This window comes from Salinispora pacifica CNR114, assembly GCF_000514775.1.
GTDB lineage: Bacteria > Actinomycetota > Actinomycetes > Mycobacteriales > Micromonosporaceae > Micromonospora > Micromonospora pacifica.
The window spans coordinates 51,958-74,608 of the sequence record NZ_AZWO01000027.1; the positions used below are offsets into that span (position 1 = coordinate 51,958).

The window sequence follows — 22,651 nt, forward strand, 5'->3', positions numbered from 1 at the left end:
CGGGATGCGGCTGTACCTCACCGCGTTGAATCCCACCGACGCCGTCCTGGAGGGCTTCCTCCCGGCGGCGGACTCGCTCGGCCTGCCAGTCACGGTGTTGACCGACCGCCCCGCGGAATGGCCGACCGGCGTACCGGTGGACTACTGCGCGGTTCGGGACGCGACGGCGATCGTCGCGGCGACGACGACCGACCCACCGGTCGCCTTGCTCTCCAACAGCGATCACCTGCAGGAGGCGACCGCCATCGCCGCCGGCAAGCTCGGACTGCCCGGCAAAGACCCGGACGCCGCCCGACTCTGCAAAGACAAGGCCGCCATGCGCCGCGTCTTCGCCGCCGCCGGCCTGGACCCGGTGCGCGCGGTCACCGTCAACCCCGGCGCCACACCCACCGTGCCCCGGGATCTCTTTCCAGCGGTGGTAAAGCCCCGTGCTGGTGTGGCCAGTGAGGACGCCTATCTGGTCGTCGATCCAAGGGAGTTGACGGCTCGGGTCGTCGATATCCGGCGGCGACGGCCGGACGTCGCCCTCGTCGTCGAGGAGTACCTGGTTGGTGAGCTGCACACCTACGAGACGCTGGGTGACGCCGAGTCGCTGGCCGTTCTTGGTGGCTGGCACACGAGCCTCGGCCCACCACCGACCTTCACCGAGCTGAGCCTCGACTGGTCGCTCCCGGCGCCCCACCACGAGGCCCGGCTCCGCATGCTGCTCGGCCTGCTCGGTGTCCGTTTCGGCGCCTGCCACACGGAGTACGTTGTACAGCACGACCAGGTCCGACTGATCGAGGTGAACGATCGCCTGATCGGCGACCGGATGGACCTCATCCTCACCGACCTGCTCCGGGTGCCACTCTTCGCCCACGTCATCCGACTGCATCTGGGCGAACCGCTGGCCGCATTCGATCTCCCCGACCCGGCGGCGATCAGCCGGCATGCCCGGGTCGAATACGTCTGCGCGGATCGCTCCGGTCGGCTCACCAAGGCGCCCGGAAGAGTGGACACGACTCACAACGGTGTCGTGCTGTCCAACCGGCCGATGCGTGCGGTGGGCCGGGTTGGGGAGTACACCGGCACCAACCGCGACTATCTGGCGGCACTACACGGCATCGGTCCGGACACGCACCTCGTGCGGACGGCGCTGGCCGCGTTCCGAGACGGGATGCGCTGGACGATCACGGATGGCTGACGGAAGCGAGCGGCAGGTGTTCACCCGGGTTCTCGACGCTCTGCTACGGGAGGACCACCTCGGCCTACTCCACCGCGGGCGGCTCACGGCCCCGGACCAGTGGGAGGTGCCGCACTCGGACGGGGTCGTTCGCATCCCGGTCCGCGCCGACGGTTTCCAGGCAACGCTCCGTTCCGCGACGCCGATGCTGCAGGTCCGCGACGGTCGCGGCAGCTACCGTCGCGTCAACACGTTGAACGGCCTACTCACGCTGTTTGCGCCAACCGGCGATCCGGAGGCCGAGGCCGGCTGGCGGACGTTCACCGCCGAGTGCCACGCCGACCTGCGGGCCCGCCGGCTCGCCCGGCGAGCCCGGCCGTCGGTGTTCGCCGCGGTGGTCTCCGAGCGGGCGAACGTCCCGGCTGGCATGTCGACAGCGCTGTTCGACGACGTGCTCGCCGCGCACACCGGCCACCCGGTCTACCCAACCGACCGGTGCCGGCACGGGCTGGACGACGCCGACCTGCTCCGGTTCGCCCCGGAGCACGCCCCCCGCTTCCCGCTACGGTGGCATGTCGCGCCCCGCGCAGAGGTACGGCTCACGGGTCCACTACCAAGCTGGTGGCCGGCGGCGGACCGCAGCGCCGACCTGCTGCTGCCCGTGCACCCACTCACCGCACTTCGACACGCCCTACCGGTGATCCCCCGGGCCGCGGTGACCGTACGGCCCACGCTGTCCATGCGCACCGTGGCGCTCGCCGACGACCCGTACACCCACCTGAAGCTGCCGCTGCCGACCGCCACGCTGGGTGCCCGCAACCATCGTGGGCTGCGACCGGACAGCCTGGCCGACGGCGCGTCGGTGGCCGAGCTACTCAACCGCATCGCCGGCGCCGAACCCGCCTTCACCGGCCGGATTCGACACGCCGACGAGCACACCTACGGCCACCTCGGCGAGGACGACCGCCGCGCGTTCCTGCTCCGCCGATTCCCGCGCGAGCTGGCCGGCACCCGGTTGGTTCCGGTAGCGGCCCTCGCCGCGCCGGATCCGGAGGCTGGCACCGTCCTGGAGCGAGTCAGCCGGGGCCAGCCGCTAGCGCTGGTGAACTCCTACCTGGACCTACTCCTCGACTGGCACGTCTGCCTGTGGCTACGGTACGGCGTGGCACTGGAGGCCCACCCACAGAACATCCACCTGCTACTCGCGCCGGACGGGACGGTCGGCCTGCTCTACAAGGACAACGACGGCGCCCGCCTCGACCCGCGCCACCGCGGTTCGGTCGCACTGCGAGACACGCGGATGTGGGTGCGCGATCCGCACGAGTTGGCCGACGTCTTCATCACCATCACCCTGCATCTCGCCGCCACCGCGCCACTGCTGGCGCTGACCGCCCGGGGCCTTCACCTGCCGTCGCCCGCTGCCGCGCTGGCTCCCCGGCTCGCCGCGGCCCGCGACCGGTGGGGCGACCCGGAGGCGGCTCGGATGTTCACCGAGTGGGTGCTGCACGCCGACCGTCTGCCGGTGAAGGCGATGGTCACCGCCGGCACCCTGCTGTCGAAGCAGCGGCTCGACTGCACCGATGTGAACAAGGTCTACCGGCGCACCGGCCCGAACTACCTGCGGGAGAGTCGATGACCGGCACCGGCCTCCGTCTCCGGCTGGCGCCGGCCCACTCGGCCGACCTGGCCACCGCGCACTCCGTGTTCGGCTGCCTGGTCCGCGAGGTTGCCTCCCCCGCCGGCGAGGCCAGCGTATCCGGCAACGAGATGCGGCTGCGGCTGCCGGCCACCGGGGTGATGCTGCGCTGCGACGTGACCCGGGTATCCCCCGTCGGCGCACACAGTTACCACGGCCCCGTACGACGCCAACTCCGCAACGATCAATGGGACAACCTGGATGCCGAACAGCTGGCTGAGCTGGTCGCGGCGGAACTCACCGCCCGTACCGGCCGCGCCAACCCCGAGTTCCTCGGGCAGGTGCGGGCCAGCCGGGATGTCGTGGCCCGACTACTCGCCGAACGACCGGCCACCGATCCGACCCCGACCGGAGAAACCGCGATTGACGTGTACGTGGCGTCCGAGCAGTCACTGGTCCTCGGCCACCCGCACCATCCCACGCCAAAGTGGCGCAGCGGAGACCCGGATGGCTGGCGGGCCTACGCACCGGAGCTACGCACCGCCTTCCCCCTACACTGGCTCGCCGTGCCGGACAACCTCGTGGCTGAAGCCGGGCCGGTCGATTCGCTGCTGGCGGCCCTGGACCCGCCCCGTCCGCCGGCCGGGCACCAGGTGCTGCCGGTTCATCCGTGGCAGCTGGCGCTGGTGCCACCCACGGATTCCCGGATCCGCCGGCTCGGCCCGGCCGGGGCGCCGGTCCGACCGACCGCGAGTGTCCGCACCCTCTACGCGCCCGTCGCTGATCTGTTCGTCAAGACCAGTCTGCACGTACGGATCACCAACTGTCTGCGCAAGAACGCCCGATACGAACTCTCCGGCGCGGTGGCGCTGACCGAACTACTGTCGCGCGTACCGCTGCCGGACGGCGTCGCGCTGCTCGCCGAACCCGCCTACCGAACCGTCGACACGTCCGGGGTGGATGAGGCGTACGGAACGATCCTGCGTACCGGCCTGCGCCCGCACCTGGGGCCCGGGGAGACCCCGGTACTGGCGGCAGCGCTGGCTGCCACTCCGCTGCCGTTGGACGACCCGGTGGCCTGGTGGCACCGTTACGTCGGGCTCCTCGTGCCGGCGGTACTGCGCTGCTGGCTCCAGCTCGGCGTGGTGTACGAACCACACCTGCAGAACGTGGTCGTGGTGCTTGGACCGGGGGGCTACCCGGTTCGGATGCTGTTGCGGGACCTGGAGGGAGTGAAGCTGGACACCACCCGCCGGGTTGACTGGCCGGAGGGTGTACCACCGCAGGCTGCCTACACTGCGGAAGAGTCCCGGCGCCGCGTCGTCTACTGCCTGTTCGTCAATCACCTGGCCGGGATCTGTGGCGCCCTCGCCGATGCCCGGCCGGAGGTGGAGTCGACCCTGTGGCAGGAGGTGCGGGCGGTGGTCTCGGTGGTGGCCGCCGACCTCGGCGATCCGCCCGAGCTACACGCGCTGCTGGCGGGCCAGCAGCTGGTCGCGAAGGCCAACCTGCTACTCCGGTGGCGACGTGAGGCTGACCGGGCAGCGCCCTTCGTCCCGGTACCGAACCCATTCGGCGGCCGCCAGTGATCCGCCCGGTCTATGTCCACGATCTCGACGGGTTGGCCGCCCACGCCCACGCGGTCCGGGCAGCCCTGCCCCGGGCAGTCGAGCTGCTGTACGCGGTCAAAGCGAACCCGGACCCGAGCGTACTGCGAACTCTCGCACCGATTGTCGCCGGCTTCGAGACCGCCAGCCGCGGGGAGTTGCGGCGTCTCGCCGAGGTGCTGCCCGGACGGACCCCGGCCGCCTACGCCGGGCCCGGCAAAACCGATGCGGACCTCAGCGCCGCGCTCGCCGCCCGGGTAGACCGAATCCATGTCGAGTCCCCTGCCGAACTGCACCGGCTCGGCGCCCTGGCCGACGACCTCGGCGTACCCGCGCGGGTGCTGCTGCGGGTGAACCTCCCGTTGGACGTGCCGGGAGCGAGCCTGGTCATGGGTGGCCAGCCCAGCCCGTTCGGCATGGACCCCTCCGACGCCCTCGCATGTGCCCGTCAACCACCCGCCGGAGTCGAGGTGTACGGCGTGCACGCCCACCTCGCCAGTGGGCTGGACGCCCCGACTGCTGGCGCCGTCGCCGCCGCGGTGGTCCGTTGGGCGGCTACTGTGCTGGGTGCCCGCGAGGTTGACGTCGGCGGCGGCATGACCGTCGACTACGCCGACCCGGCGGCACGGTTCGACTGGGCCGGTTACGGCCGCGAGCTGGCCGATCTACTGACCGCGCATCCGGGCCTGCGGTTACGCATCGAACCTGGCCGTTCGATCGCCGCCTACTGTGGCTCCTACCTAACCGAAGTAATCGACGTGAAACGTTCGTACGGCGAGTGGTTCGCGGTGGTGGCCGGGGGCACGCACCACCTTCGTACACCGGCGGCGAAGGGGCACCCACAGCCGTTCGCCGTACACCGGCGCCACGGTGGTGACGGGCCGTGCACCGACGGAGGCCCGGTGACTGTGGTCGGACAGCTGTGCACGCCGAAGGATGTGCTTTCCCGATCGGCGGATGCCGGTCCGATCGGCGTGGGTGACGTGCTGGTGTTCGCCCTGGCCGGCGCGTACGCGTGGAACATCAGCCACCGCGACTTCCTGCTACACGACCCCCCCGAGTTTCGCACCGGTGACCCGCACCGGATCGCGGCCGAACTGGCGGCACGGCCGTTCGGCCGATGACCACTGCCGACCTGTGGTCGCGCGCCCTTCGCGGGACACCGGAGGGGTCCACTGTGATTGAAGTCGCCAGTCGCCGGTCAGCCCGTTGGCTCAGGTCGACCTAGGTTACGAGGATGAGCTGGTGGAGGGCGATCTCACCGATCCCGCCACCCGGGCCGCTGCGGATCCTGGCCTGGGCCACGCTGACCAACACGGTGGGGATGGGGCTCTGGCTTGCCGGTTCGGCCCTGTTTCTCACCCGGAGCCTCGGGCTGTCCACCCGCTCGGTCGGAGTGGGTCTCACGGTCGCCGCGCTGGTCGGGCTGATCGCGAGCGTGCCGTTCGGCCGCCTCGCCGACCGACGCGACCCGCGTACGCTGCGGGCGGTCCTGCAGCTGCTGCAGGCCGTTGTCGCCGCGTCCTACCTGCTGGTTGACTCGGTCGCGTCGTTCATCGTGGTCGCGGTGTTCAGTGCGCTGCTCGCCACCGGCAACCTCGCGGTTCGCGCCGCCCTGGTCGCGGCCGTCGGCGGCGCGGCAGGACGGGTACCTGCCTTCGCGATACTGCGGGCGGTGGCGAACCTCGGCACCGGTGTCGGCGCGGCCCTGGCGGGGCTCGCCCTGGTGGCCGACGCCCGGGCGGCGTACCAGCTGCTGGTGCTCGGCAACGCCGCGGCATTCGCACTCTCCGCGATGCTGATCATGCGACTGCCTCCGTTTCCGCCCGGGTCGGTGCCGGCCGCCCCGAAGCGCGGTCTCGGGCCAGCACTGCGGGACGCCCCCTTCGTCGCCGTCGGTGCCACCTCCGCGGTGCTCTCACTGCACTCCGTCGTCCTCACCTTGATCATTCCCCTCTGGGTGACTTCGCACACGGCGGCACCGACCATCATGGTGACAGCGGTCCTGGTGACCAACACGGTGCTGACAGTGCTGCTGGCCGTGCGCCTGAGCCGCAACGCGCAGACCGCCACTCCGGCTGCGCGAACGATGCGCCGGGCTGGTCTGGCGCTGGCCGCGGCGATGCTGCTCTTCACCGGCACCAGCGCTCTGCCCGCCGGCCCGACGATCGCGCTGCTGCTGGTCGCGACGACGGTCTACACCATCGGCGATCTGTGGCACGCGGTCGGTGGCACCGGGCTGGCCTACGACCTGGCCACACCGGAGTTCGTCGGCGAGTACCAGGGCGCTGCCGGGCTCCTCAACGGCCTCGCCGGTGCGGTGGGGCCCGCTCTGCTGACCCTGCTGATCCTCGACGGGGGCCGCCTCGGTTGGGTTGCGCTGGCGCTGCTGTTCGCGGTCACCGGCCTGTTCACCCCACGGCTGACCCGATGGGCGGTGTTGACCCGCCGCCCACCCGCACCGACGCCGGAGCGCCCTCCCGTTCCGGCTGGCGGCGGTTCGGCCAGCTCGGATGGACCCCGAACCGGCTACGGCTCCGCGCCGCCGTCCAACGCATGAACAGCCAGCTCAAGAACGGGAAGTCCGCAAGACCGGCTACCACCGGATCATGATGAGCTTCCCCGACGTGTCGCGCACCGACATCGCCCTAAAGATCTTCAAACCTCACGACCGGGTGTGAATTTCCTCCCGGCCTCCTGCCTGATCAGATGCACGCTCGCCGTCAGGCGAATGAGCTGATCAAGCGTTTCACCGCCGGCCAACCGGATTCAGATGCAACCCCGAACGATCTCCACCTCGGCACCCCAACCTAAATCACCGATGGGCCCGACTTGCGGAATATATGCCAGGAACCCGAAGATGACCATGAAAAGAAGTGCTTCAGCACTTGACCACACCACCTCCGCCTTATATTCTGAGGAGAGATCCAACCCGGCAACGCTGCCAATTGTGTGCATAATTGCGATACGGGATCGGATCCAACACCAGTGATTCGTCGAATCATCCAAAGAGCCCGAGGCGACGGATCCGTAACTGCCCCTGAGGCACTTACCCCACAAGAAACCCCACTTGGACGTCCGCGCACTCGCGCGCGGCACGCTAATACGTCCTGAGCAACCAATGCAGGGAGAAACACGGGTGAGCAGAAACGGCGAAGCGTCGGTGGCGGTAATCGGCTTGGGCCCTACCGGAACATCATTTGTGTGGAAATTCATCAACGAGCTTCAGACCAATCCATCGACAGTCCCGGTTAGGCTGACGGCTGTCGACCCCGCGGAAGAGCTCGGATCGGGATACGCCTTCCAGTCAGTGCACCGTCTGAACATGCGGACCGACCGTTTGCACATCAACCCGCGGGCACCGACCGGATTCAGCGACTGGTTGCGCGCCCAACCGGGCACGCACGACCACGACGACCTGGAGTACCCGCCGCGTTGGCTCTTCGGGCGCTACCTGCAGCAGGTCCTCCTCGGGGCATTCGTATCGGCCGAACGAGCCGGTGTGGCCGTCGAGCACTGGCCAACCGCGGCAGTAGACCTTGTGCGTAGTGGCGGGTCGTTCCGGATTACCGGTACCGACGGTGCGCAGCGCACGTTCGACGTTGTGGTCCTGGCGACTGGGGAGTCCCGCCACGGCGCCCTCGCGCACTGGGCGGGCCGTCAGAACTTCGTTGCGTCTCTCGCCGAGACACGTCAGCTTATGCAGATTTCGCCCATCGCACACGTGGGCATCGTTGGCAGCGGCCTGAGTGCCGTTGACATCTGCATCCAACTACTCCGACAAGGATCCCAGGGGCGAATCTCCTGCTATTCCCGAACACGGGGGCTTCCGAAGGTACAGAGCGCGACGGCCGAGCAGCAGCCAGCACTGCTCGATCCCGACTGGTTAGACCGGGAGACCCGGGCGGGCCGACAGCGGCTCCGGCTGAGTACAGCGGCACGGGCGCTGGCGGAGGGACTCGATGCCCGGGCGCGCGAGCCATACACCCCCGGAATGCCAGATGCCCGGGAGTGGTTCTCCCGTGCCGGTCAGCGAAGCCGTCAACGACAGGACGAGAATCAGGTCTTCGCGACCGCGGTCGTCGCCGCCATGGAGTCCTCGACCACCTGGTACGACGCACTGGACTCGTTGTCGCCGCACACCCCGGCCATCTGGCACGCCATCGACGAGCGCGACCAGATGCTGTTCCTGACGACCTGCCAAGCTCGCTGGAGCGAGTACCGGCACAGCATGCCACTGGTCAACGCGAGGGCGCTGCTGCCTGCCGTGGTGAGCGGACAACTCAGCGTGCGCAGCGGGCTGACGTCCGTCACCCCCGAAGAATCCGGCGCTGCCTTCCGCTGGCGGATCGTCACTCGGTCGGGTCCATCCGCCCACGCCTACGATGTCCTCATAGACGCGACTGGCGGGCATCTCACCATCGCCTGTCGACGCGACGCACTGCTACGCGGCGCGATCGGACGTGGTCTGCTCACGGCCGACCCTCGGGGCGGCGTGCGGGTCCGGTTCGACACTTGTCAGGTTCTCGGCACGGACGGCAGCGCGTGTCCGAACCTCTACCTCGTCGGCCCAATGACATTCGGCACACACTTCTACACGAACTCGTTCGAGACCAACCGTGACAATGCCTTTCGGGTCGCCCGCACCGTTCGCCTGAGCCTTTCCCGACTCCAGCGCCGGGCAGCACGCATACGGCGGACACCACATGACACAGATGATAGGGGAAGTTGAGTGGAAAGGCGGATACCGGGTCAACGGACTCTACACCTGCGTCGTGGACACACATTTATCTGGCGGCGCACGGTGCCGAGCGACGCGGAAATGATCTGGAAATGGTGGACCGCCCCGGGTTTGACGTACTGGGGAACTGCTCCTCGGGTGGCGAAGGTCGGTCCGCCGCCGTACGGCCCCGAGACTGTACGTGACTACCTGGCGCTGCCGGCGGAGCAACTCGGAGTAGAGACAATCGTCGGTGAACTGGATGGACGGCCGGTCGCCTATGCCGAGACCTACGCAAAGCGGGACAGCCTACTCGCCGATGTGCCTCTGATCGAGGATCAGGCCCGCGGATCTCACCTGCTGGTGGATCCGGCGGCGCGGGTGGATCGACGCATCATTCTGGAGGTAATCGTGGACGGGGTGGACTGGGCCTTTGAAACGTGGCCGGAGGCCCGACACTACATCGGAGATCCCAATATTCGTAATCGGTCAATGGTGCACCTACACAAAATGCTGGGCATGCGGCAGATCATGGTGGTCGAGCTACCTCACAAGACCGCCTGCCTCGTCGCGGTCAGCCGAACCGACTGGACCAACAACCGCGAGCGGGTCGCCTCGCTCATCCGCTGAGAGGGGGCGGTCGCCATGCCGACGGAGCCAGCACCGCGCGGCAGTACGGAGAGCGGGCTAGTAGAGCGGATCTACGCCGCCCGAGGCGGTGAGATACTCATCGCCGAGGATGGCCAACGAGTGTCGCTCACGGACCTCCTGCGGATGAGCCGGACGGCGTCCGCGCAGTTGCGCGCTGACGGTGTCCGTCCGGGCGACCCTGTTGGACTAGTCGCAGAGAACGGCCTGGTGTTCCTGCGTGCCCTACTCGGCATCCTGCACTGCGGCGCGGTGGCGGTACCGCTCGCTACTCCCTCGGCCATGGGCGGGGTACCCGGCTACCTCGATCACCTGCGACGGGTCCTGGCCGACTCCGCGATGCGACACCTCGTGGTCAGCTCGGCATGCCTGGGCGTGGTTCGCGGCCACTCCGCCGCACTACCTCCGGTCAGAGTTGTCGATGGCGATGCGCTGCCGACAACAGGACCGGAACTCACCGAGCCGACCGGCGTCGACTCGCTCGCGGTGATCCAATACACGTCCGGCAGCACCCGGAACCCCAGGGGCGTCGTCCTCAGCCACCGCAACGTGGTGGCGGGACTCGACGCGATCATCGATGGGTGCGCATTGACGGAGGCAGACGTGGCCGGACTCTGGATCCCGCTGTTCCACGACATGGGGCTCTTCTCAACTCTCGCCGCTCTGAGCCAGGGCCTACGCGTGGTCATCTGGCGTCCGTCGACGTTCGTCCGGCAACCAGCAGCGTGGCTACAGCAATTCGTCCACCACGGCTGCACGGTCACCACCGCCCCGAACTTCTTTTATGATCATCTAGCGGATGATGCCAACCGAGTTCCGACGGATCTCGACCTGTCTGGGTGGCGACTGGGCCTCAACGGCGCAGAGCCAGTCCAGGCCAGCACGGTCGCCCGGTTCCAGAGAGCCTTCACCGACCGGGGCCTTCGTCCCCATGTCATCATGCCCGTCTATGGGATGGCGGAAGCGACACTCGCCGTCACCTTCCCGCGGCCCGGATCCCGTCTGTCCCACCTATGGCTCGATCGAGCCCGCACCCGTGACAGCGGCCTCGTCGTCCTCGCCGAGCCCGGTGCGCCTGGAGCCCGTCCCCTCGTCGCCGTGGGCCAGGCTGTCCGGGGGGTCCGGATCCGCATTGGCGGTGCCGACGGCGCCGAGGACCACCTCGGTGAGATCGAGATAACGGGAGCCCCTGTCACCAGCGGCTACTTTCAGCAGCCGGCGGGGGAACTCTTCACCAACGACGGCTGGCTGCGTACGGGGGACGAAGGGTTCGTGCATGGCGGCGAGCTCTATATCGCCGGCCGAACCAAAAACATGGTGGTGATCCGCGGCCACAACTACTACGCCGAGGACGTGGAGGCGATGGTCCGAGACGTGCCGGGCGTCTACCGCCGACGATGCGCGGCGGTCGGCGAGGACCACGAGCGTGGAGAACGACTGGTCGTGGTGGTGGAGACCGCGATCGAGTCGAGCGACGAGCGACAGAACCTGATTGGTCGTATTCGGTCTGCGATCTCGGCGGGCCTCGGTCAACTCGATGTCACGGTGCAACTGGTACCGCCCCAGAGCATGCCCCGCACGAGCAGCGGCAAGGTGCAACGGGCCAAGGTGCGGCAAAACGCGCCACCGACGACCTGAGAGCGGTGGGGAGCTCAACACAATCTAATTAGCGGCAAGGAGCTGCCATGCCTGATTTCCACACCACGGTGGAACAGCAGATCCGGGAGGTCATCGCGGACCTGCTGAACTACTCTGTCGAGACGGTCGACCAGGAAGCTGGTCTTTCCGATCTTTCCGGTCTGGACTCATTGACCCTCTACAAGATTCTAGACAAGATTGAGGCGAAATTCGACATCTCCTTGGATGAGTCCGAGCTATACGAGGCTGGATCCCTGAGCGATATGACGCAGCTCGTGGCGGATGCGTTGGCGGACAGAAGCCCTGAAGCAGGAGAGACTCCGGCTCCCCAACAGCACGCGACCACAGCGGATAGTGATCCCGATGAGCGGCAGTGAGGCGGACCGCCCGGCGATCGCCGGCGTGGCTGTGGATGATCTCGTCGTACAGGCTCGGAAGTCGGCCGGCGACCACGACCACCGGCCACTACAGTTCCTTCCCGCACTCCGGCGCCTGCTGGAAGCGGTGGCCGGCGAGGCGTTTCTGAGCTCTTTCGGTCGCCAGATCCTGCACGATTTCGTGGTCACCCAACTCGTCACACAAATCCAGACGAGCCAGCTCGTACAGGCTAATCCAGACATCGAGCAGATTCCGCTGGAGAACGTAATCGTGATCACGGGGATGCCACGCACCGGTACGACGGCCCTGCACAATCTACTGGCAGAGCATCCCGAGCTGCGGGCACCCCGGTTGTGGGAGATGCTGGCACCAGCTGCCTCGACCGACCCCACCGCACACGTCCGGATGATCCAGGTCGCTCGCGACTACGTCGAGCAATACCACCGAGTTGCACCGGGACTCCGGGACCTGCATCCGTTGGACCCGCTACGGCCCGACGAGTGCCACCGGCTGACCGCCACCACGTTTTCCAGCTCGATCTTCGCGCAGCGCTACCACATACCGAGCTACCTGGCCTGGCTGAACGAGCAGAACCTGCGCGAAACCTATGAATATCATCGTCTACTGCTGCGGTGCATGCTGTGGCGGCGACCGGGGCAGCACATCGTGCTCAAGTGTCCGTCCCACCTCTGGCACCTGGACGCGCTGGCTGCAGCGTACCCGCGGGCGCGGATCATCCGACTCCACCGCAATCCGGCCGCCAACCTGGCCTCGGCGAGCAACCTCACCGCGGTCGTGCGGGGCGCCAGCGGAGCCCCAGTGAATTACTGGGCCATCGGCAGTCAGTGGCTCAGATACGCCACACAGGGGCTGTCGAACCTGCGCCAGGGAGATCGCTACGGGACCGCCGCGCTCACACTCGATGTACGACAGCGAGACCTGCGGACGGACCCGCTCGGCGTCGCCGCACGGGTGTGCGAATTCGCCGGGGTTTCCCTGCCTCCGAACGCAGCTGCTCGGATGGCGCGTTACCTGAGCGATGAGGCCCCGGAGCGCCCTGGTAGGCCCGGCTACTCGCTCACTGATTTTGGTCTGGACCAGACCCGGATCGATCGACAGTTCGGCGACTACCGCCTCGAGTTCGGCGTATGAAGGCACGTCGTGACCCGACGACAGATCGCTACTGGAGAAGAGGGATTCATGACAGACATCGCCGAACAGCTCGCCAGCGTCCACCGGGACATCGACCATCGGCGCATTCCCGCAGGTGACGGTCGCAGCGTCCGACTACGTCGCGGCTACCTGGCAAGCCTGGAGGGGGTATGGGCCGCCCTCACCGACGTGGACCAGATCTCGCGTTGGTTCCTTCCGGTCACCGGTGAGGTGCACAGGGGTGGCGCCTTCGCGTTCGAGGGCAACCTGCGTGGCACCATCCTGCACTGCGAACCGATGCGACTCTTCACACTGGCGATGGTGATCGGGGACAGCCCGGCGTCCGAGGTGGTCGTGCGGTTGTCCAACGGCACCGGGGAGACCATCATCGAACTCGAGCACACGGCTGTCGTTGACGAGCGATTCTGGGCCGAGTTCGGACCGGGTGCCACCGGCGTCGGATGGGACCTGGCACTGCTGGGGCTGCACCTTCACCTCCGAAACGAAGCCATCGTCACCGCGAACCCAAAGGCCGGACAACACTCGCCGGAGTTCACCAGCTTGACCGCGTTCAGTAGTCGGGCATGGGGAGCGACACTCCTCGCCGCCGGTGCGAGCGCTGCGGAGGTGGCCACGGTTGTGGAGCACACGGCTGCGCTGTACGCCCCACCAGCCACGATGTTTGCCACCCGTAACTGGATGCGGGCCAGCCGCGCCGCTTTCCTGCGGCACCTTGTACCAGCGCCGGAAGGTGGATCATCCGATGCCGACTGATGGGAGTCGTCATGGCACCTACGCCGAAGACCAGTCGGCCGCACAGCTTGAGCAGTTCCTGGGGGACCCGAACCATCCCGACGCTGTCTCCGCCTTCTCCCGCAGCGTGGAGGAGGATGAGCTCGACGACATGCCCTGGTCGGCGATGGACGCGCTACGCTCCTGGGAATTCCCCCACTTTCTCGTACCACAGGCTCTCGGTGGTCGGATGCGATCCTTCCAGGAACTGTTTTCGATGTGTCGGACGATCGCCCGTCGCGACGTGCGGCCCGGGGTGTCGTACGGCACCACCCTGCTCGGCGCCAACCCGGTCTGGTTGTGGGGGAACGACCGGCAGCAGCAATGGCTCGCCAGCCGGCTACTCGCCGGCGATCTCGGCTCGTTCGCGATGTCGGAACGCGACCACGGCAGTGACCTCGCCGGGTGTCGGGTCTCCGCCCGGCGTGACGGCGACCGGTACGTGCTGAATGGCGAAAAGTGGCCAGTGGGTAACGCCACCCGCGGCGCATTCTGCACCGTCTACGCCGCTACCGGCCCCCGCAGGTTCTCGCTTCTCCTCGTGGATAAGCAGCAGCTGCCGGCCGGACAATGGCACAACAACCCAGGCGTGCCAACCGTCGGCCTACGCGGCCATGACCTAAGTGGCATCACGTTTTCCGACTGTCCAGTTCCAGCTAGTGCGCTGCTGGGGCGACCGGGCGCGGGCATCCCACAGACGCTGAAGGCCCTACAGATCACTCGTACGCTCATCGCCGCGCTGTCGTTGGGCAGTCTCGACACCGGTCTACGCCTGGCGTACACGCACGCCCGCGGGCGCCGCCTCTACGGGGCACCGGTCACCGAGCTGCCTGCGGTCCGGGACATCCTGGTGCGGGCCTATCTTGACCTGATCATCGGCGAATGTGTGTCGATCCCGGCGGTGCGAGCAATCACCGAGCTTCCCGAACGGCTCAGCCTGTGGTCCGCGATCGTGAAGTACTTCGTCCCGGTCACCGTCGAGCGGGCGCTGGCCGATCTCAACACCGTGCTCAGCGCCCGGGGATACCTGCGCGACACCGTTTCCGCCCGCACGTTTCAGAAGCTGCACCGGGATCAGGCGATCGCGAGCATCTTCGAGGGCACGACGCACGTGAACCTCAGCTCGATAGCCGCGGACCTGACATTCGCTCCCAGCGGTTCCGGTGGTGATCCGTCCCTGCTGCCCGCCCTGTTCAACCGACGGGCCGAACTGACACCGGGGATACCTGATAGCCGCCGGCTGCACCTGACCAACGGTGGTCGGGATGAGATTGGGGGTGCGTGGCCGCAGCTCGCAGCGCGCCTGTCGTCGTGGAAGCCAGTGCGCCGGCTCGATGCGGCCTACCATGAGCAGACCGCGCGGTTGTTCAGCCTAGACCGACGAGGATACCGGTCAATTTTGGGGCATACGGCAGCACGAGTCCACTGCGTACTGCACGCCGCTACCTGCGTAATTCTCAATGGTATACACAATACGGGCGACCTCTTCGCGGACGAGAGCTGGATGATCGCATCCTTGGACCGGCTGACCCAGCACCTCGATCCTACGTGGCAGATATCGCCGGGAACGCTGGCCGCAGTCGAAGGAATGCTCATCAAGCAGGTGGAGACGCCAGAGCTATTCTCGCTGACCCCGATCCCGCTGGCGATCGGATAGCCACGAAAGGACAGCTCTCGTCGATGGAACCCACGCAGGAGTACATCTTTCGCAACGGAAACCAGCTCGGGGTGCAAAGCTACCCGGAGCCGGACCACGCCGACGCACCTGCCGTCATCATCTGGCCGGCGATGGGCGTGCCAGCGCGTTTCTACCGGCCGTTCGCCGAACAGCTCGTGGCCGAGGGTTTGGCCGTCCACGTGATGGACCTGCGGGGTGTCGGCGCCAGCTCTCCTCGCCCCGACCGCGGTTCCCAGTACGGATACCCGGAACTCGCCGCCGACGTCGGGGCCGTACGTGACTGGCTGGCTCCCCGGATCGCCGGGCGACCCACGCTGCTGCTCGGCCACTCTCTGGGGGCTCACATCTGCCTGCTGCACCTCGCACTTGGCGACAGGCCCGGGCCTTCCGGCGTTGCCGTGGTAGCGGCCGGGCTCGCCTACTGGCGGACCTACCCGCGTGCCCGCGGGCTACTGACGCTGGCGCAGACACAAGTGGTCGCGAAGGTCACGACGCTGCTCGGGGTCTGGCCAGGTTGGGGGTTCGGCGGCCGACAGGCTCGCGGCGTGATCCGCGACTGGGCCTACACCGCTCGGCACGGTCGCTATCGGCCGATCGCCGGGGCCGACCCGGAGCCCGCACTGGCCGCGCTTCGCGTGCCGATACTCGCGGTAAGCATCGCTGGCGATGACTTCGTGCCCTCGTTCAGCCTCGACCACCTATGCCGCAAGCTCGTCTCAGCACCCATCGAACGGGTGCATTACAACGATGAAACCAGGGTCCCCCTGAACCACTTCACCTGGGCCCGGACCGAGGGCTCGCTTGCCCGCCGGGTCGCCGACTTCGCGAACCGGCACCCCACCCGAGCAGGTAGGTAGCTCCCGGGCCGCTGATGCTCATGGCGGAGCGGGCTGCGGCGACCTTTGCATTCCCCTCGACCAGGTGTTCGCGGCCGATCAGGGCGGGGAGATAGCTGGTGTAGCCGACCTCGAACAGCACGGTCATCATGCCGTGGGCGAGCGCAACCGCGAACAGCAGCCCGATCGTCAACGCGTCCGCCCACCAGGCCAGGGGTACGAGCAGCAACAGCGCCGCCCGGACCAGATCCGTGGAGATCATGACCGGGCGTTTGCGCCAACGGTCCACCCAGGCCCCCGCTGGAAGCCCGATCAGCAGCGAACCGGCTGTCGTCAACGCTGTCAGTACGCCGACTTCGAACTCATCGGCGTCCAGCCAGACGATTGCCACCAGTGGCAGCACGAGAAATACGAACCGGTCAGCGAGCTGACCGGCCAAAGTCGCGCCATAGAAGCGGCGGAAGTCAGGTACGCGAAACAGGCCGAGACGAGACGTTCGGGAAACCCGGTCCCGGGTTACCGAGGACATTTGTCGACCTCCGCCACGTCAGCTGCGGCATGGACTGGACAGTGCGACGGAGGGTACCACCGCCGATCGGCTTTCATCAGTGTCGCCGCCCCGGACGGCCTTGCGCCGGGGCGGGGCGTGGCGACGGCGAGACCGGTGGCTGCGACAGGGCGCGGGCGGCGCATCCACCCCCGCCACTCGTTACCCACCTGTTACTTCCTCAAAACGGCGCGAGCCAATATGTTGTAGCTTACAACAATCGATGGGTGTGTTTCCGACCCCCTCTACAGGAGGCACCGTGCATCCAGAACCTGATCGCCGGCGGGGCGGCTTACGAACCCGAACCGCCACCCTGCTGACCCTCACCCTCACCGGATCCCTTCTGGTCCTGCCCGGGGCCGCGCAGGCCCTGCCCGACCCGGCCCCCGCCGCCAACACCGCCGTCGCGCCAGCACCGGCCGGCGCCGTGCAGACCGTTGAGGACTACGAGGACGGCGTACCCCCCGAGGTTCTACTCTTCGCCTCCAGCGATCCCGAGCGGCCCGAAGTGGACACCGTCGCCAGCGACGACCGGCCCGGCGCGGGCGGCGACAACGACGCCTTCTCCGTCCGGTACGACATCGACGGCTGGGGTGGCTTCACCCACAACTTCATCGCACCGGACGGCCACCAGGACTGGCGGGCGTACGACGGGTTCTCGTTCTGGGTGAAGGGGGACGGCAGCGGCCGGCAGGTCCAGTTCGAGATCAAGGACGGCGGCGAGCACGGTGAGGCGTCCGAGCTGTGGGAGTCGTTCTTCATCGACGACTCTATTGGCTGGAAGCAGATCCGGACGATCTTCCCCGACTTCACCTGGCGCACCAGCTACCAGCCAGGGGACGGCCCGAAGGACAAGGAGCTGCAGCTCGACCGGATGTGGGGGTTCGCGGTCAACCTGCCGCAGGGCGCCGGCGAACTGCACTTCGACCAGGTGGAGCTCTTCACCAACGTGGCGACGGTCGCCGACTTCGAGGCCCCACAGCCGCAGCTCAACCCGCCCGGCGGGCAGCCCGGCATCATCACCTTCAGCGGGGACGACTCCCGCATCCCGCAGCTGAGCTACGTTGACGCCGCCCGCGACGGCACGCCCGCCGACAACCAGGCTCTCTCGGTGGCCATCGACACCACCACCAGCTGGGCCGGCTTCGGGCAGAACCTCAGCTTCAACACCGAACCGCAGGACTGGAGCAGCTTCGGCGGGTTCCGGTTCTGGTACTTCAGCCCGCTGACCGTGCCGCCGGCCGCGCCCGGCGCCGGGCGCCGCATCGACGTGGAGATCAAGGACGGCGGGGTGGACGCCGAGCACAGCGAGCTCTGGATCACCAGCTTCACTGAGGACTGGGTCGGCTGGCGTCTGGTCGAGCTCCCGTTCTCGCAGTTCAAGTACCGCACCGACTATCAGCCCATCGGCGGTATCAACCAGGAGTTGGACCTCGACCAGATGTGGGGCTACGCGATGCAGCCCCGCTCCGGGTACGCCGACACCTTCCGCATCGACGACGTTGAGGTCTACGGCGTCCCGCAGGTCGGGCCGACGGCCCGGGTGGTGGCCGACCCAGCGGTCAGCCTCCTCGACGAGGGCGAGTCGACCACCGTCACGATCCGGCTCACCAACACCGATGACGCGCCGTTGGCCGACGAGGTGACCCTGCGGTACGTCACCGGCGCCGGCACGGCGACGCCCGGCGAGGACTACGAGCCGGTCGAGGGAGAGTTCGTCTTCCCCGCCGGTACCGCATCCGGAACCACCCGGCAGATCACCGTCCAAACCCGCTCCGACGAGCAGGCGGAGCTGGCGGAAACGATCCCGCTGACCCTCTCCGGCAACGGCATCGCCGTACCCGAAGACCCACCGAACATCGTGCTGAACGCGCACGGCCTGCCGTACCTGGACGCCTCCCGGCCGATTGCGGAGCGGGTCGCCGACCTGCTCGGGCGGATGTCGGTCGAGGAGAAGGCCGGCCAGATGACCCAGGCCGAGCGGAACGCCCTCGACTCACCGAACGACCTGGCCAGCTGGCGACTCGGCTCGCTGCTCTCCGGTGGCGGCTCGACGCCCACCCCGAACACCCCGGACGCCTGGGCGGACATGGTCGACGGCTACCAGACGTACACGTTGCAGACCCGACTGCAGATCCCGCTGCTCTACGGCGTTGACGCGGTGCACGGCCACAGCAACGTCCAGGGCACCACGATCTTCCCGCACAACATCGGGCTCGGCGCGGCTCGGGACCCGGAGCTGGTCGAACGGGTCGGGCACGTCACCGCCAAGGAGACCCGGGCGACCGGGCCGCAGTGGTCGTTCGCACCCTGCGCCTGCGTGGCCCGCGACGACCGGTGGGGGCGTACCTACGAGGCGTACGGGGAGGACCCGGCGCTGGTGATCGCCAACGAGACGGTGATCGACGGGCTACAGGGCCCTGCGCTGGCCGACCGGAAGGACGCCGACCGGGTGCTCGCCTCGGTCAAACATTACGCCGGCGACGGCGGGACCGAGTACCGGCCGGGCAACGGTGGGTACCCGATCGACCAGGGCGTCGTCGTCATGAGCCGGGAAGAATTCGACCGGGTCCACCTGGACCCGTACATCCCGGCGGTGCGTAAGCACAACGCGGGAACGATCATGCCGTCGTACTCCAGCGTCGACTTCACCGAGGACGGAGTCGGCAACCCGGTCAAGATGCACGCCCACAAGGAACTACTCACCGACGTCCTGAAGGAGGAGATCGGCTTCGACGGCTTCCTGATCAGCGACTACGCCGCGATCGACCAGATCCCCGGGGACTACGACAGCGACGTACGCACCTCGATCAACGCCGGACTAGACATGATCATGGTGCCGAACGAGTACCAGCGCTTCGAGGAGACACTGCTCGGCGAGATCGAGGCCGGGAACATACCGATGTCCCGCATCGACGACGCGGTCAGCCGGATCCTGACCCAGAAGTTCCACCTCGGACTCTTTGAACAACCGTTCACCGACCGGACCAACCTGGCCGAGGTGGGCTCGCCGGAGAACCGGGCGGTGGCCCGTGAGGCCGCCGCGAAGTCCCAGGTGCTGCTCCGCAACACCGATCAGGTGCTGCCGCTGGCCAACACCGGCGAGCTCTACGTCGCCGGCGCCAACGCCGACGACATCGGTGCGCAGGCCGGCGGCTGGACCATCACCTGGCAGGGCGGCAACGGCGACATCACCCCCGGCACCAGCATCCTCGACGGCATCCAACAGGTCGCGCCGGACACCGAGGTCACCTACAGTGCCGACGCCTCCGCCCCGCTGGACGGGCATGACCGGGCCATCGTCGTGGTGGGCGAGCAGCCGTACGCGGAAGGCATGGGCGACGTCGGCAACAACGGCTTCACCATGACGTTGAGCGCCGCCGAGCAGGAGACGGTGAACACGGTCTGCTCAGCGGTGGACAACTGCGTCGTACTGGTGATCTCCGGTCGTCCGCTCGTGCTCGACGACGCGCTCGTCTCCGCCGACGCCGTGGTGGCCTCCTGGCTGCCCGGCACCGAGGGGGCCGGCGTCGCCGACGTACTCTTCGGCGAGCAGCCCTTCACCGGTCAACTGCCGGTCTCCTGGCCGCGTTCGTTGGACCAGGAGCCGATCAACGTCGGTGACGCCAGCTACGACCCGCTCTACCCGTACGGCTGGGGCCTGCGCACCGACGCGACCCAGGACCGGCTGCACGAGCTGCGGGGCGAGCTCGCCGGGATCGAGCAGGACGGCTGGACCCGGGCCGCGGTGAAGGTGCTGGACCGGTCGCTGCGCAACGACAGCTCCTGGCAGGACGACGGCTCGGTCCGCGACGAGCGGCGGGTGGTCACCGAACTGACGGTGGTCTCCACCCTGCTGGCCTTCAGCAGCCGGGACAACGCGGCACAGCACGAACTGCTGGTGTCGACGCTCCGAGATGTCGCGCAGGCGGCGATCGTACGGGAGGGTGTCACCGCCCCCTCGGCGACGCGGACCTCCACCCTGACCGCGGACGCGGAGCACGCGCTCCTGACCGGCAAGCCGACCACCGCGACGTGGAAGCTCGCCGCGGCCTGGCGGATCGCGGCCGGCTAGCCGCAACCAGCTGGGCGGCGCCCGGGTTCAACCGGACCCGGGACGCCGCCCCACCACAACACGAAGGCCCGGCCCGCGAGTGGGCCGGGCTTTCGGCTGCCGTCAGGTTCCCCGGAAGCTGGGCTTCCTGGGGCTGGTCAGTGCTGCTTGGCGTGGCGCACGAATGCCCGCCACGCCACCGGACCGAACACCAGGGCCGGCCCGATCGGATCCTTGGAGTCCCGCACACCCACGAGGTCAGGAAGGTTGTCCGCGACTTCGACGCAGTCGCCATTCGCGCCGCTGTGGGTGGACTTGCGCCAGACAGCGCCGGCTAGGTTACTCACGGTTATTCCCTGGGTTCAACCGGTCGTTGCAACGCTTGTTGGTTGGAGTAACCGTAGCTGCTCGTCGAGAGCTTCGGCGGGTGTCTTCCAGTCGAGGACCTTGCGGGGTCTGCTGTTGATCGCTGTTTGTACGGCGAGGAGGTCTTCGAGGCCCCAGCGGGACAGATCGGTGCCTTTGGGGAAGTACTGGCGTAGTAGCCCGTTGGTGTTTTCGTTCGTGGCGCGTTGCCAGGGTGAGTGGGGATCGGCGAAGTAGACCGCAATGCCGGTATCGATCGTGAACTGGCTGTGGGCTGAGAGTTCTTTGCCGCGGTCCCAGGTCAGTGATCGCCGCAGACCCTCGGGCATGATGGTCATCGTGGACTGGAGTGCGTCCTTCATCGCGATGGCGCCGTAGCCGCCGAGGGCGGGCCCGTTCTTTACCGGCGGGACGGTTCCGTAGCCTTCGATGCGGGGAAGGTGGACCAGGAGCGTGTATCGGCTGGTGCGCTCGACGACGGTTCCGATGGCGGAGCGGTGCAGTCCGATTATCAGGTCGCCTTCCCAGTGGCCGGGGACCGCTCGGTCCTTGACCTCGGCGGGTCGTTGGCTCAAGACGACATCAGCGGTGACATGCCCTTGCGGCCTGTTCCGCGAGCGTTCACGGGGCTTACGCAGCGCCCGACCGGTCCGCAGGCAGGCCACCAGCTCACGCGTGAGCGCGCCGCGCCCTTGGATGTAGAGCGCCTGGTAGATCGCCTCGTGGCTGATGCGCATATCTTCATCATCGGGGAAGTCGACGACCAGCCGTCGACTAATCTGCTCTGGGCTCCAGGCCGCCGCCCAGCGGCGGTCTGCACGGTGCGGCTTGTTCAGCCCTTTCCAGGTCGTCGCAGGGCCGGCGGCAACTGTGCCGTCACGACGGCACAGTTGCCCGCTCAGCCGGGCCTGTACGTACTCCTTCAGCCGCCGGTTACTCGCCAGCTTCGCCGGCTTGGGCCGCCGCGCGGTGACCTGTGCCTTCCACTGCGCCACGGTGGCCCGGTACTCAAGCTTGCCGCTGCGAGTCGCGGCATTGCGCCGCAACTCACGCGAGATCGTGCCCGGGTCCCGCCCGAGTTCCCGGGCGATCGCACGGACACCCTGCCCCTGCGCCTTAAGCAGCGCAATCTCCTCACGCTCGGAAAACGACAGGTAACGGCCGGAAGGCTCGGCCAGACTCAACGGCGGCATGCCACCAGCGTGACGAAACCACCGCACTGCAACAGGCGTCGACACACCGAGCTCAAGCGCTACCTCCTCAGTGCGCTTACCCCGCGCGATCAACCGCCAGAACGCACGCTGCACATGCCGCGCCGGCATCGGCCTGCCCGGCGAACGCATCGCCGGACGCAACGCCCGATCCGCCTGCTGCTGACGTCGCGCCATCCAAACACCTCCATCATCAAAGGTGTTGCGACGACCAGTTGAATTCGCC

The 22,651-nt window shown here is 67.8% G+C and carries 17 protein-coding genes; 14 read left to right on the top strand and 3 right to left on the bottom strand.

Annotated elements, in window-relative coordinates; genetic code table 11:
- Positions 1 to 4 precede the first annotated feature (4 nt).
- The 13 genes from B118_RS0117485 (at position 5) to B118_RS0117550 (ending at position 16,268) form a co-directional block, all read left to right on the top strand.
- Positions 5 to 1,183: an ATP-grasp domain-containing protein gene (locus tag B118_RS0117485; protein WP_018812290.1), complete on the top strand. Its 1,179-nt coding sequence runs from the start codon at positions 5 to 7 to the stop codon at positions 1,181 to 1,183.
- Positions 1,176 to 2,798, top strand: coding sequence for an IucA/IucC family protein (locus B118_RS0117490; RefSeq protein WP_027648120.1), 1,623 nt, complete (start codon positions 1,176 to 1,178; stop codon positions 2,796 to 2,798). The genes B118_RS0117485 and B118_RS0117490 overlap by 8 nt, the downstream gene beginning before the upstream one ends.
- Positions 2,795 to 4,387: an IucA/IucC family protein gene (locus B118_RS0117495; protein ID WP_028188305.1), complete on the top strand. Its 1,593-nt coding sequence runs from the start codon at positions 2,795 to 2,797 to the stop codon at positions 4,385 to 4,387. The genes B118_RS0117490 and B118_RS0117495 overlap by 4 nt, the downstream gene beginning before the upstream one ends.
- Positions 4,384 to 5,529, top strand: coding sequence for a type III PLP-dependent enzyme domain-containing protein (locus B118_RS0117500; protein WP_027646207.1), 1,146 nt, complete (start codon positions 4,384 to 4,386; stop codon positions 5,527 to 5,529). The genes B118_RS0117495 and B118_RS0117500 overlap by 4 nt, the downstream gene beginning before the upstream one ends.
- Positions 5,530 to 5,642: 113 nt before the next feature.
- Positions 5,643 to 6,965: an MFS transporter gene (locus B118_RS0117505; RefSeq protein WP_028188304.1), complete on the top strand. Its 1,323-nt coding sequence runs from the start codon at positions 5,643 to 5,645 to the stop codon at positions 6,963 to 6,965.
- A gap of 561 nt (positions 6,966 to 7,526) precedes the next feature.
- On the top strand, positions 7,527 to 9,137 hold the full coding sequence (locus B118_RS0117515) for an FAD/NAD(P)-binding protein (RefSeq protein WP_080678066.1): 1,611 nt from the start codon (positions 7,527 to 7,529) through the stop codon (positions 9,135 to 9,137).
- Between the two features lie 90 nt (positions 9,138 to 9,227).
- Positions 9,228 to 9,755 (top strand): GNAT family N-acetyltransferase, encoded by a 528-nt coding sequence (locus tag B118_RS0117520; protein ID WP_080645069.1) that lies wholly within the window; start codon positions 9,228 to 9,230, stop codon positions 9,753 to 9,755.
- 15 nt (positions 9,756 to 9,770) lie between these two features.
- Complete coding sequence (locus B118_RS0117525; RefSeq protein ID WP_026270880.1) at positions 9,771 to 11,411, top strand: AMP-binding protein; 1,641 nt, start codon at positions 9,771 to 9,773, stop codon at positions 11,409 to 11,411.
- Positions 11,412 to 11,458: 47 nt separating this feature from the next.
- Positions 11,459 to 11,788, top strand: a complete 330-nt coding sequence (locus B118_RS0117530; protein ID WP_018812297.1) for an acyl carrier protein — start codon at positions 11,459 to 11,461, stop codon at positions 11,786 to 11,788.
- Entirely contained in the window at positions 11,775 to 12,941 is a 1,167-nt protein-coding gene (locus B118_RS0117535; protein WP_026270881.1) for a sulfotransferase family protein, read from the top strand. The genes B118_RS0117530 and B118_RS0117535 overlap by 14 nt, the downstream gene beginning before the upstream one ends.
- A 48-nt stretch (positions 12,942 to 12,989) precedes the next feature.
- The gene (locus tag B118_RS0117540) at positions 12,990 to 13,715 is read left to right on the top strand and encodes an SRPBCC domain-containing protein (protein WP_018812299.1); all 726 of its coding nucleotides are present in this window, start codon (positions 12,990 to 12,992) and stop codon (positions 13,713 to 13,715) included.
- Entirely contained in the window at positions 13,705 to 15,390 is a 1,686-nt protein-coding gene (locus tag B118_RS0117545; protein ID WP_028193093.1) for an acyl-CoA dehydrogenase family protein, read from the top strand. The genes B118_RS0117540 and B118_RS0117545 overlap by 11 nt, the downstream gene beginning before the upstream one ends.
- Positions 15,391 to 15,413: 23 nt before the next feature.
- Positions 15,414 to 16,268: an alpha/beta hydrolase family protein gene (locus B118_RS0117550; protein WP_028193094.1), complete on the top strand. Its 855-nt coding sequence runs from the start codon at positions 15,414 to 15,416 to the stop codon at positions 16,266 to 16,268.
- On the opposite strand, the gene B118_RS28440 is transcribed toward B118_RS0117550, so the two are convergent.
- The gene (locus B118_RS28440; protein WP_238323971.1) at positions 16,186 to 16,776 is read right to left on the bottom strand and encodes an MFS transporter; all 591 of its coding nucleotides are present in this window, start codon (positions 16,774 to 16,776) and stop codon (positions 16,186 to 16,188) included. The genes B118_RS0117550 and B118_RS28440 overlap by 83 nt on opposite strands.
- A 277-nt stretch (positions 16,777 to 17,053) precedes the next feature.
- Between B118_RS28440 and B118_RS0117560 the strand changes: the two genes are divergently transcribed.
- Positions 17,054 to 20,869 carry a glycoside hydrolase family 3 protein gene (locus B118_RS0117560; RefSeq protein ID WP_028193096.1) on the top strand — a complete coding sequence of 1,272 codons (3,816 nt, stop codon included), beginning with the start codon at positions 17,054 to 17,056 and terminating at the stop codon, positions 20,867 to 20,869.
- Between the two features lie 137 nt (positions 20,870 to 21,006).
- Here the strand turns inward: B118_RS0117560 and B118_RS0117565 are convergent, their stop codons facing one another.
- Entirely contained in the window at positions 21,007 to 21,195 is a 189-nt protein-coding gene (locus B118_RS0117565; RefSeq protein ID WP_018219559.1) for a DUF397 domain-containing protein, read from the bottom strand.
- A gap of 15 nt (positions 21,196 to 21,210) precedes the next feature.
- Positions 21,211 to 22,602, bottom strand: a complete 1,392-nt coding sequence (locus B118_RS0117570; protein WP_028192378.1) for an IS30 family transposase — start codon at positions 22,600 to 22,602, stop codon at positions 21,211 to 21,213.
- Positions 22,603 to 22,651 lie beyond the last annotated feature (49 nt).

Coding starts and splice junctions, on each gene's coding strand:
- B118_RS0117485 (WP_018812290.1), top strand. CDS start 5: ATGCGGCTGTACCTCACCGCGTTGAATCCCACCGACGCCGTCCTGGAG.
- B118_RS0117490 (WP_027648120.1), top strand. CDS start 1,176: ATGGCTGACGGAAGCGAGCGGCAGGTGTTCACCCGGGTTCTCGACGCT.
- B118_RS0117495 (WP_028188305.1), top strand. CDS start 2,795: ATGACCGGCACCGGCCTCCGTCTCCGGCTGGCGCCGGCCCACTCGGCC.
- B118_RS0117505 (WP_028188304.1), top strand. CDS start 5,643: ATGAGCTGGTGGAGGGCGATCTCACCGATCCCGCCACCCGGGCCGCTG.
- B118_RS0117515 (WP_080678066.1), top strand. CDS start 7,527: ATGCAGGGAGAAACACGGGTGAGCAGAAACGGCGAAGCGTCGGTGGCG.
- B118_RS0117520 (WP_080645069.1), top strand. CDS start 9,228: ATGATCTGGAAATGGTGGACCGCCCCGGGTTTGACGTACTGGGGAACT.
- B118_RS0117525 (WP_026270880.1), top strand. CDS start 9,771: ATGCCGACGGAGCCAGCACCGCGCGGCAGTACGGAGAGCGGGCTAGTA.
- B118_RS0117530 (WP_018812297.1), top strand. CDS start 11,459: ATGCCTGATTTCCACACCACGGTGGAACAGCAGATCCGGGAGGTCATC.
- B118_RS0117535 (WP_026270881.1), top strand. CDS start 11,775: ATGAGCGGCAGTGAGGCGGACCGCCCGGCGATCGCCGGCGTGGCTGTG.
- B118_RS0117540 (WP_018812299.1), top strand. CDS start 12,990: ATGACAGACATCGCCGAACAGCTCGCCAGCGTCCACCGGGACATCGAC.
- B118_RS0117545 (WP_028193093.1), top strand. CDS start 13,705: ATGCCGACTGATGGGAGTCGTCATGGCACCTACGCCGAAGACCAGTCG.
- B118_RS0117550 (WP_028193094.1), top strand. CDS start 15,414: ATGGAACCCACGCAGGAGTACATCTTTCGCAACGGAAACCAGCTCGGG.
- B118_RS28440 (WP_238323971.1), bottom strand. CDS start 16,776: ATGTCCTCGGTAACCCGGGACCGGGTTTCCCGAACGTCTCGTCTCGGC.
- B118_RS0117570 (WP_028192378.1), bottom strand. CDS start 22,602: ATGGCGCGACGTCAGCAGCAGGCGGATCGGGCGTTGCGTCCGGCGATG.